The organism is Coprobacter sp., assembly GCF_982436375.1.
Window position 1 is genome coordinate 1 of record NZ_CEWDCG010000093.1, and the last position, 10,965, is coordinate 10,965.

Consider the following 10,965-nt stretch of genomic DNA (forward strand, 5'->3'; position numbering starts at 1 on the left):
GCTTTATATAAGAAGTCATAATCTTGTGCCGGAATTACACCGCCTGCAATGACGATGATATCTTCTCGTCCAAGCTTCTTCAACTCTTCCATAACTTGCGGAATTAATGTTTTATGCCCTGCTGCCAAGGATGAAACACCTAATACATGAACGTCATTTTCAACTGCTTGGCGGGCAGCTTCTGCCGGAGTTTGGAATAGCGGTCCCATATCCACGTCGAAGCCGCAATCGGCATATCCCGTTGCTACAACTTTTGCACCTCGGTCGTGTCCGTCCTGTCCCATTTTAGCAATCATGATACGAGGCTGGCGACCTTCTTTCTTGGCGAATTTTTCTGACAATTCTGTTGCCCGTACAAAATCCGCATCTTTTTTCGTTTCTGATGAATACACTCCTGATATAGTTCTGATAATTGCCTTATAACGGCCTACGACAGCTTCGCAGGCATCCGATATTTCTCCCAAAGTAGCACGTACTTTTGCAGCTTTTACAGCAAGGTCGAGCAAATTGCCTTTTTGGGTTTTCACGCATTCTGTAATAGCTTCCAGTGCAGCTTTTACAGCCGCTTCGTCACGATTCGCTTTCAATTCGTTTAATCGGGCAATTTGCTGTTTACGTACAGCCGTATTATCTACTTCGAGAATATCGATCGGATCTTCTTTTTCCAAACGATATTTGTTTACACCGATGATTGTTTGTTTACCTGAGTCGATGCGGGCTTGAGTACGTGCGGCAGCCTCTTCTATTCTCAGTTTCGGAAGGCCAGTTTCGATAGCTTTAGCCATGCCGCCGAGTTTTTCAATTTCCTGAATATGTTCCCATGCCTTATGTGCCAATTCATTGGTCAGGGATTCTACATAATAAGAGCCTGCCCAAGGATCGACTTCTTTCGTTACATAAGTTTCTTCTTGAATATATATCTGAGTATTACGAGCGATACGGGCAGAGAAATCTGTCGGTAATGCGATTGCTTCATCAAGGGCGTTTGTGTGTAGAGATTGAGTATGTCCTTGTGCTGCTCCCATCGCTTCGATACAAGTACGTCCGACATTATTGAACGGATCTTGTTCGGTCAATGACCATCCTGATGTTTGCGAATGGGTACGCAATGCAAGAGATTTCGGATTCTTAGGATTAAATTGTTTTACGATTTTTGCCCACAGCATACGAGCTGCCCGCATTTTTGCGATTTCCATAAAATAGTTCATCCCGATAGCCCAGAAGAAAGATAAACGAGGTGCAAAAGAGTCTATATCCATTCCTGCATTAACTCCGGCACGAAGGTATTCCAAGCCATCGGCGAGTGTATAAGCCAGTTCGATATCGGCAGTTGCTCCAGCTTCTTGCATGTGGTATCCCGAAATAGAGATAGAATTGAACTTAGGCATGTATTGGGAGGTAAATTCAAAAATATCCGCAATGATACGCATAGAGAATTCCGGTGGGTAAATATATGTGTTACGAACCATAAATTCTTTCAGAATATCATTTTGGATGGTCCCTGCCATTTCTTCCAATTTTGCCCCTTGTTCTAGCCCGGCGTTGATATAGAAAGCCATAATAGGAAGTACAGCCCCGTTCATAGTCATGGAAACGGACATTTTGTTTAAGGGAATACCGTCAAACAAAACTTTCATGTCTTCCAGACTGCAAATAGAAACTCCGGCTTTACCTACATCACCAACTACTCGTTCGTGATCGGCATCATATCCTCGGTGTGTTGCCAAATCGAATGCTACGGAGAGTCCTTTCTGGCCGGCTGCGAGATTACGGCGATAAAATGCGTTCGATTCTTCAGCAGTGGAAAAACCGGCATATTGGCGGATAGTCCATGGACGCATAGCATACATACCGCTGTACGGTCCTCTCAAGAACGGAGGAATACCGGCTACATAATTCAGGTGTTCCATGCCTTCCAAATCGGCTTGTGTATAAATCGGTTTTACCGGAATTAATTCAGGCGTAATCCATTTGTCTTCAGGATTACAAGAGATGCTTCCTTTCCCGTTTTGGGCAAAAGCATCGGTTGTGATATTTATATTTTTGAAATTAGGTCTCATAATTTTACGATTTTCTTGATACGTTTTTATAACGGTTAATGAATCGATAGTTTGGCATTGAAAGCCTTCAATGTATCCAGAACGTTGCTGCGTACGTTGATAAATTGGTCGATACCCTGAGCTTTCAGTTCTTCCATACATTCGGGTGCTCCTGCTACGACTAAAATGGCTTTGTCGCCTAATGCGGCTTTCGCTTCGGGAGCGAGAGTTGCATATTCATCGTCGCTTGAGCAAAGCACTACGATATCGGCTTTTGCTTCAATAGCAGCGTCTACACCTTCTTGTATGGTGTTGAAACCTAAATTGTCCACGATTTTATATCCGGCACATCCGAAGAAGTTTCCGGAGAATTGGGAACGGGCGAGGCGCATGGCAAGATTACCGATTGTCAACATAAATACGACCGGTTGTTTATCTGATTTTTCAGTTGCTAAACGCAGTGTTTCGAAATCGCTGGCTCCCCGTTCGAAATGTAATGTTTCGTATTCGGGCTGACATTTATGCGATTCTCCTCCGCAACATCCGCAAGACGCTTTATCTTTGATTTTATCTGCCGCTTTTTCGTTGATATTCGGGTATTGATTAGTTCCCACCAAAATTTCTTTTCTTCGTGCGATTGCCATGTGACGGGCTTCGGCCGAAGCATTTACGGTTTGTTGAATGAATCCTTCTTTCAGTGCTGCATAGAATCCGCCTTTATCTTCAACTTCGAGGAATAATTTCCATGCTTGTTCTGCAATAGAAATAGTAAGATTCTCTATATAATATGAACCTGCTGCCGGATCTGTGATTTTATTGAAATGAGATTCTTCCCGGAGCAGAAGTTGTTGATTACGGGCGATGCGTTCCGAAAATTCATCCGGTTGTTTATAGGTAATGTCAAACGGGGTGACGGTCATAGAGTTTACTCCGGCAAGAGCGGCGGACATAGCCTCCGTTTGTGATCTTAATAAATTGACATGCGCATCGTAAATCGTCATGTTAAATTCGGATGTTTTTGCATGAGTTTCCATTTTTGCAGCACATTCGCAAGACGGTTTATAGGCCGATACGATTTGTGTCCATAACATGCGGGCTGCCCTGAATTTGGCTATCTCCATAAAATAGTTGGATGATATGCCGAAATTGAATTTAATGCGTTTGGCTACTTCATCTGCACTCAAACCGAGATCTGTGATACTGGCTAGCCATTCGTTTCCCCAAGCCAGAGCAAATCCGAGTTCTTGGGAGATATAAGAGCCTGCATTGTTAAGCATTATGGCATCGACTGCAAGTACTCTGAATTTAGGTAAAGCAGCAGCGGCTTTTATGATTTCTGCACCTTTCTGTGCATATTCTTTAAAATCTCTTCCTCGTTTCAAAATACGTTTGAACGGATCGAAATTGATAGAACCCTTTATATTTTCGGTATTGATGTTTTGCGATTTGAAATAATCTGATAGTGCCTCGATCAGTTTTAAACTGTTTTTAATGCACGAAGTGAAATTCAATTCGACATTTTCTACATCGATACCCGACAATAATATCGCTATATTTTCGGGAGTGATATTTTCAGCTTCGAGAGCGAAACCTAACGAAGTAATACCTTTGGTAAGCAGGTCTTTTGCTTTTGCATTGGCGTCTTTTACGTTTTCGACATGTATGTCTTGACGCACCAGCCATTCATTATCGCATTTAGTCCCGCGAACATAAGGATATTCTCCGGGTAAAGAATTTGTGGTTTTTATATCCGCAATATCTTCTGCGCGGTACATCGGTTTTACGTTGAACCCTTCATTGGTTCTCCATACGAGTTTTTTGTTGAAGTCGGCACCTTTAAGGTCTGCCGTGACTTTTTCCATCCATTCTTCTGTAGAAACAGGAGGAAATTGGTCGAACAACTTTTCTTTACAATCTGCCATAGTGTTTATCTTGCAGTTTTGATTTAAGTTAAACATTCCTTTTCCTTAACACAATACGAACGTTTTTTATCTGCGGTAAAAAACGTTCGGCTTTGCTTTTCAGCAAAGAGCTTTTACAAAAATACAACATTCCTTTTCAATAAAGAAAATTTTCTGTAATAAAATGGATAAACTACATGTGCTAAAAATATAAAATATCGTGGTTGATAAGATCTGTTTCGTGAAATTTATCCCTTATATTTTATCCATTTTATAATTTCTGTATAACTCGTTTTTTTTCCGTACATGAGAATTCCTATTCGGTAAATTCTACCGGATATCCATATACTACATAATGCTGAAATACCTAATATTAGAAAAGATACTATTATTTCCCATAGAGGTATGCCGAAAGGGATTCTCACCATCATGACGATGGGGGAGGTAAAAGGTATCATAGAGCACCAGAAGGCTAAAGGTCCTTCAGGATTTTGTGCACTATATATTCCTGCATAAAGAGCAAATAATATAATTATTGTAATTGGTGTCATAAATTGTTGAGTGTCTGCTTCGTTATCAACTGCCGAACCTATGGCTGCGAACAAAGAAGCATATAGCATATATCCTCCGCTAAAGAAAAGAGTAAACCATATCAGAAGTTCCGCGAAAGGATAACTTTGCATTTGGTTCAAAGATTCTATATTATCGGTCGCTGTACCAAGAGACAGTTGGGAGGTGGTCGAAAATAGAATTATGACAGATAGAATAAGCCAAATTGCGAATTGAGTGAGGCCGGCCAATCCGATTGCTGTGATTTTTCCCATCATCAGTTCGAAAGGTTTTACAGAAGAGATCATAACTTCAACGATGCGATTGCTTTTTTCTTGGGTTACGCTTTGCATGACTTGTACACCGTAAAGAAGCAAAAACATGTATATGATGAACGTGCTGGCTATTCCGATGACAGATGATATTTCAGCGGAAGAACGACTCTTTGTCCTGTCTTCTCCGAATCGGATTTCCGGTATGTCGAGTTTAACTTGTAAATCGGCAATTATTTTCTGAATATTCTGAATTTGACAAGATGCCAATTTTTCGTTTTCGAGATAACGTTCGGCTTGCAGCGTAATATATTCTTTAAAGTTTTGACTGATCTGCTTTTCTGAATAGATAGCTATGGCTTGGGGATTTTGCAGCAGGTTTTCCGAAATGATTATGTAGGCATATACTTTTTCAGCATTGTCCGCTGGGTCACCGGTCATTCGATAATAGAATCGATATTGGGAAGTATCGGTAAACAAGTTTTTATATGATCCGGTGTAATCCAATACGATTATATCATGAGTTTCGGTATCGTTTATTTTTGACATCCAATGGGGAAATGACATTAATGCGACAAATAAAAAAGGCATTAATAAAGTCATTGCAATAAATGACCGTTTTCTTACCCGGTTTAGATATTCTTGACGTATAATCAGATGCATTTTGTTCATACCGTTTAGATTTTAGAGCGTTTTTTCTCTTTCGACCGTTTCGATAAATATTTCGTTCATAGAGGGCAGTATCTCTTCAAATGCAGTTAACGAAAACCTTTCGGCAAGTTGAACTATCAAATCATTTATCGGAATATCATCTGTTTTTTTGAGTAATATTTCAGTCCCGTTAAAAGCCTCTTTCTCAGAAATCACTATATAATGGTTGTCAGAACTGGGAAACTTGCCGGAAGAAATCTTTATTCTGAAAAGATCTTTTTTATATTGTTCCCGGATTTTGAGTACTTCTCCTTGCAATACGACTTGAGAGCGATTTATGAGTGTTATTTCATCACATAACTCTTCGACCGAACTCATGTTGTGGGTAGAAAAGATAATTGTTGCTCCCCCTTTTTTCAGTTCGAGGATTTCACGTTTCAGTAACTCCGTATTTATCGGGTCAAATCCGCTGAAAGGTTCGTCGAATATCAATAAACGGGGTTCATGAATTACCGTTGTTATAAACTGTATCTTTTGCTGCATCCCTTTCGAAAGTTCTTCAATTCGGTATTTTTCCCAACGGTCTATTTCAAATCGAGTGATCCATTTTTTCATTCGTCTTTTAGCTTCATTGCGGGAGACACCTTTTAACTGAGCTAAATAGACAATATGTTCTCCAACTTTCATTTTTTTATATAATCCTCGTTCTTCAGGCAGGTAACCTATGTGTTTTACATCTTCGGCATTTAGAAGATGGTTGTCGAATAATACAGTTCCGCTATCAGGGACTGTAATATGGTTGATGATTCGGATGAAAGTGGTTTTCCCTGCACCATTAGGGCCGAGAATTCCATATATACAGTTTTCCGGTATTTGCACGGAAACACCGTTCAGAGCCCTGTGCCCCTCGTATTCTTTGATGATGTCGAGAGCGTCTATAAGATACATTGTCTATTTTATTTAGGACTGACGATACGTTCGCCTAATTGTTTTGCCAAAGCTGCTTTCAATGCATACAATCCATTCAGTTCAGACATGAGTTGAGTTGTTCGTTCCGGATTTTTTTCTTTGGCCGTTTTTTTAATTTCTTCTCGTATATGTTTTATATTCAAGGATGTAATAGCATCCTTTAGTTCGAATAATGCACGAGGAATCAGGTCTGCTAACTTTTCTTCTTCGCTTTCTATCGTCTGGAATTTTGTGTGTATTTTACTCAATTGATACTTTTCACTTACCAGATCAACGGCCAGACGACTGATTTCTTCATCGGGGTGAGCTAAAAAATAACGAGTCAAATGTTCTCCTTCTTGATCGAATATATGATTAATTTCGGCTATTACTTTTTTATATAACGGATGTTGGAATTCGATTTCATCATTTCGTAAATCGGTGAGTATATAGGGGATTACTTTCCACGTTTCCGTTTCTCCAGTCTCTTCATTTATTTCGGAAAATAAGTCGTGAAATCCGTATCGTATCATGTATCTCACCAAAGTCTTTTCAAATGGATCGAGAGGAGATGGAACTCTTTTCTCTTGTAAAACTCCTTGAGGAACGCCCTGCGTTTCCATTAATGTTTCTGTATCGTCATTCTGTGTACCTTCTTCTTGGGAATTTTGCTTGTCGGCAGAAGTCTCCGATAGCGTTTTTTTGTTAGGAGGAGTTCCGTTTTGCAGTTGGCTCAGTTTTATTTTATTGATTTCACGGAGCAATACCTCTTCGCTGATCTCCATGAGGCGACTGCATTCTTTGGTATATACCGAGCGTACGATAGTATCGGGGATAATAGCAATGCTTTGTACGATGTCCGATATTAATTCTGCCCGTTTAATGGGGTCGTTTCCTGCACTGTCTAATAATAAGTTGGTCTTAAAACGTATAAAATCGACTTCATGATTTTTTATATATTCCGTAAAAGATGAGGCACTTTGCTTTTTGGCAAAAGAATCAGGATCATCTCCATCGGGAAGAAGTACGACTTTAATGTTCATCCCCTCTTTCAAGATGAGGTCTATTCCCCTTAAAGAGGCTTTTATCCCGGCAGCATCACCATCATAGATAACCGTAATATTATTTGTGAAACGGTGAATCAGTCTGATCTGGCCCGGAGTAAGAGATGTTCCTGAAGAAGCCACTACATTTTCTACTCCGGCCTGATGCATCGATAAAACATCGGTATAACCTTCTACTAAAAAACAGTTGTCATTTTTTACGATAGACTGTTTTGCTTGATAGATGCCGTAAAGCACATTGCTTTTATGGTAAACTTCCGATTCCGGAGAGTTGACATATTTGGCTAATTTATCGCTTTTCCTTAACACTCGTCCTCCGAAAGCAAGGACCTTTCCGGATAGACTAAATACCGGAAAAATTACTCTGCCTCGGAAACGATCGCTTATGTAACCGTTTTGACCCTCCAGACAAAGCCCGGTTTTCAATAAATACTCTTCTTTATACCCTCTTTTTTTTGCTTCAATAGCGAGTGCATCTCGTTGTTCGAGGGAGTAACCCAATGCGAATTTGTGAATAATGTCGTCTCTAAATCCTCGTTCATGAAAATAGGCGAGTCCGACCGAACGACCTTCGGAATGTTGAAATAATATATTACTGAAATATTCTTGAGCAAAAGAATTAACGATGAGCATGCTTTCCCGGTCGCTTTTTATCTGTTTCTCTTCATCGCTGAGTTCTCGTTCTTCTATTTCAATGTTATATTTTTTTGCCAGATATTTCAGGGCTTCATAGTAGGAAAGTTGTTCATGTTCCATGATGAAATGCACGGCACTACCTCCCTTTCCGCAACTGAAACATTTGCAGATGCCTTTAGAAGGAGACACACTGAAAGATGGAGTTTTCTCATCATGAAACGGACATAACCCGACATAATTGACGCCGCGTTTACGCAATGTGACAAAGTCGGAAACAACTTCCAGAATATTTGCGCTGTCTATTATTTTATCGACGGTTGCTTGGTCTATCATGTAATCGAGATTTTAGTGTGGCGAAGATAACTATTTATTGTAAGGGTTGCAAAACAAAATTTGTAAAAACCGAGAGATTCGAGACCTCTTTTATGATTCTAATTTAACGGAAAATTTTAGAACAATCGTTTTCATCGAATTGTTATAATTTAAGGTCTGCCTAAAGATATGATTTCTGTATTGTAAAATTTAGACAGACTTTTAATAGATTCTAATGTTTTATTTAAACAAATAAGTATGAAGTTACGAACTATTTTTTGCATGATCGCGTTATCGACATTGTTTTCTTTTGCATATATCGTTTCGATAAAGGCTTGTACCAGAGCTGTCTATTTAGGCGAGGGAGGAATGGTTGTTACCGGAAGAACGATGGATTGGAAAGAAGATCCTCAGTCGAATATTTATCTTTTTCCGAGAGGATTGCAAAAGCGGGCGGCTCTTCCCGGAAATAAAAATACCGTAACTTGGACATCGAAGTATGGGAGTGTATCTACTGCGGGGTATGATATAGGAATATGTGACGGGATGAATGAAAAAGGTTTGGTTGCCAATCTGCTTTTTTTGACAGAATCATCTTATTATAGGCCGGATGATAATCGTCCGGTAATGGGAATCAGCATTTGGACACAATATGTATTGGATAATTTTGCTACGGTCGAAGAGGCTGTTGCCGGACTAAAAGATGATACTTTCAGAATCGATGCTCCCGATTTGCCGAACGGTGCAAAATCTACGTTGCATTTATCCGTATCTGACGCTACAGGAAATAGTGCGATCTTTGAATATATACAGGGACGACTGATTGTTCATGAAGGGAAAGATTGTCAAGTGATGACTAATTCTCCTACTTATGATAAACAGATGACACTGAATGATTATTGGAAACAGATAGGTGGGATGGTAATGTTGCCGGGAACGAATCGAGCTTCCGACCGATTTGTCAGAGCTTCATTCTATATTAATGTTATTCCTAAAACTTCAGATTTTAAATTAGCTGTTCCCGGAGTATTTAGTGTTATGCGTAATGTATCCGTGCCTTTAGGAATATCTGTTCCCGATCAGCCGAATATTGCATCTACCCGTTGGCGCACGGTCTCAGATCAAAAAAATAAAGTTTATTATTTCGAGTCGACACTTAATCCCGATGTATTTTGGGTCGACTTTAAAGATCTTGATTTTAATGTGGGTGCACCGATAAAAAAACTTTGGCTTACTAATGGAGAAATTTATGCAGGAAATGCTGCAGGACAATTTAAGAACTCATTGCCGCTTCCATTTTTATTTGGAATTTAGACTCTGTTTCAATTTTGTTTGGGTTCTGGCCTGATAATTTCTTTTAATTTTTTGTTTTTACGAGGAAGAGTCCTATTCGACGAATGAAAACACAAAGAAGATTTGACCTAATTACTTTACTTGAGATGATATGAAATTTTTTTGAGTTTTGAAAATTAAAACCGAGTCATGACTTCAAGAACAATTTTATCTTGTTCCGATTCTTTAGGTATTCCGGACGCTGAATAAAAATATTTTTCATAATTTAGTCGAATATCTGCAACGAACGGTTTGCCGATGCTGAATGTAAGTCCACCCGTTACTCGTTGTCTTTTATAATCGTTTATTTTTAGTTTACCGGTTTCTTCGTCGGCATATCCGTCGCTGTGGTCGGTCATAAAATCATAGCGGGCGAGGAAAGACATACTTTTAAAAATTCGGGGCAAGGGTAATTCATAACTCATGAAACTATTCATGGCATGAACATCCTTAAAAGCATTTTGCTCATATTGTTTATATAAATATTCACCCTCAATCAAGAATCTTTTATATCGGTATGAAAGACCGCCATCATACATATGAATACGGATCGACTCCGGTTTGATGGTTTGTGTACTGAATTCGATATTTAGTCCTTTTATAAAAAGGAGTTGAGCTTTGACAGAATAGTTCATTTCTTTGCGCCATTCTTTCTGGTTAGTTAACCCTGTTCCATTAAAAATTCCGGCTTCAATGATGAACGGGAAAACTTCTTTTAATTGATAGCATACCGTTGCACCTACGTCTCTGACGTTTCCTACCTGTTTGGCAATAAAAGACCGGTTGGCAAAATATTGTTGATGGGGAGAACGATGTGCATCAATTGTGAAAGGCACTCGCATTTGTCCGATTGTGAAGTTGAGGCTTTTAATAGGAAATAGTCGGGTATAAGCATCCAGCATTTTGATACTACCTTCATCCGATAAATCTATTTCTGCTTTGTAAGCGACAGATGGGTGAACATTTCCAGTCAAGCTGAACCGGGCATTTCTTACTTCGAAACGACTTGCATTGATTTCCGGTTGATATTCATATTTTGCACGAATCGTTCCATGAATTTCGGGAATATAATCTGTTTTTTCCATTTTCTTTTTTTCGAGCTTTACGCCGTCTTCGTTCGCTTCGTTTTGTCCCGTTCCTCTAAAGGGTATTAAAAGTACGAAAAATAGTATTATAGCTTGTTTCATTATTATTTAAATAAACAGATGTATATATTGAAAATTTTTACAAAGGAAACTTTGCAATGTGACAAATATATTAC

General features: G+C 39.2%; 7 protein-coding genes. 1 reads left to right on the forward strand and 6 read right to left on the reverse strand.

Annotation, left to right across the window (positions count from 1 at the left end; genetic code table 11):
* The 5 genes from scpA to dnaG all read right to left on the reverse strand — a co-directional run.
* Nucleotides 1-2,060: methylmalonyl-CoA mutase (scpA, locus tag AC1WHX_RS06810; RefSeq protein WP_481229050.1), on the reverse strand; the 2,060-nt coding region annotated here is incomplete at its 3' end.
* Between the two features lie 35 nt (nt 2,061-2,095).
* A complete protein-coding gene (mutA, locus tag AC1WHX_RS06815) occupies nt 2,096-3,961 on the reverse strand; it encodes a methylmalonyl-CoA mutase small subunit (protein WP_122337200.1) in 1,866 nt (621 codons plus the stop codon).
* 227 nt (nt 3,962-4,188) lie between these two features.
* Complete coding sequence (locus tag AC1WHX_RS06820; RefSeq protein WP_122337199.1) at nt 4,189-5,433, reverse strand: ABC transporter permease; 1,245 nt, start codon at nt 5,431-5,433, stop codon at nt 4,189-4,191.
* Nucleotides 5,434-5,445: 12 nt separating this feature from the next.
* Entirely contained in the window at nt 5,446-6,360 is a 915-nt protein-coding gene (locus AC1WHX_RS06825; protein WP_122337198.1) for an ABC transporter ATP-binding protein, read from the reverse strand.
* An 8-nt stretch (nt 6,361-6,368) separates the two neighbouring features.
* The gene (gene dnaG, locus AC1WHX_RS06830; protein ID WP_022601600.1) at nt 6,369-8,393 is read right to left on the reverse strand and encodes a DNA primase; all 2,025 of its coding nucleotides are present in this window, start codon (nt 8,391-8,393) and stop codon (nt 6,369-6,371) included.
* Nucleotides 8,394-8,654: 261 nt separating this feature from the next.
* On the opposite strand from dnaG, the gene AC1WHX_RS06835 reads away from it, so the two are divergent.
* Nucleotides 8,655-9,686, forward strand: a complete 1,032-nt coding sequence (locus AC1WHX_RS06835; protein ID WP_270214133.1) for a linear amide C-N hydrolase — start codon at nt 8,655-8,657, stop codon at nt 9,684-9,686.
* Between the two features lie 155 nt (nt 9,687-9,841).
* On the opposite strand, the gene AC1WHX_RS06840 is transcribed toward AC1WHX_RS06835, so the two are convergent.
* Nucleotides 9,842-10,891: a porin gene (locus AC1WHX_RS06840; RefSeq protein WP_009319398.1), complete on the reverse strand. Its 1,050-nt coding sequence runs from the start codon at nt 10,889-10,891 to the stop codon at nt 9,842-9,844.
* Nucleotides 10,892-10,965 lie beyond the last annotated feature (74 nt).

Coding starts and splice junctions, on each gene's coding strand:
- AC1WHX_RS06825 (WP_122337198.1), bottom strand. CDS start 6,360: ATGTATCTTATAGACGCTCTCGACATCATCAAAGAATACGAGGGGCAC.
- dnaG (WP_022601600.1), bottom strand. CDS start 8,393: ATGATAGACCAAGCAACCGTCGATAAAATAATAGACAGCGCAAATATT.
- AC1WHX_RS06835 (WP_270214133.1), top strand. CDS start 8,655: ATGATCGCGTTATCGACATTGTTTTCTTTTGCATATATCGTTTCGATA.
- AC1WHX_RS06840 (WP_009319398.1), bottom strand. CDS start 10,891: ATGAAACAAGCTATAATACTATTTTTCGTACTTTTAATACCCTTTAGA.
- mutA (WP_122337200.1), bottom strand. CDS start 3,961: ATGGCAGATTGTAAAGAAAAGTTGTTCGACCAATTTCCTCCTGTTTCT.
- AC1WHX_RS06820 (WP_122337199.1), bottom strand. CDS start 5,433: ATGAACAAAATGCATCTGATTATACGTCAAGAATATCTAAACCGGGTA.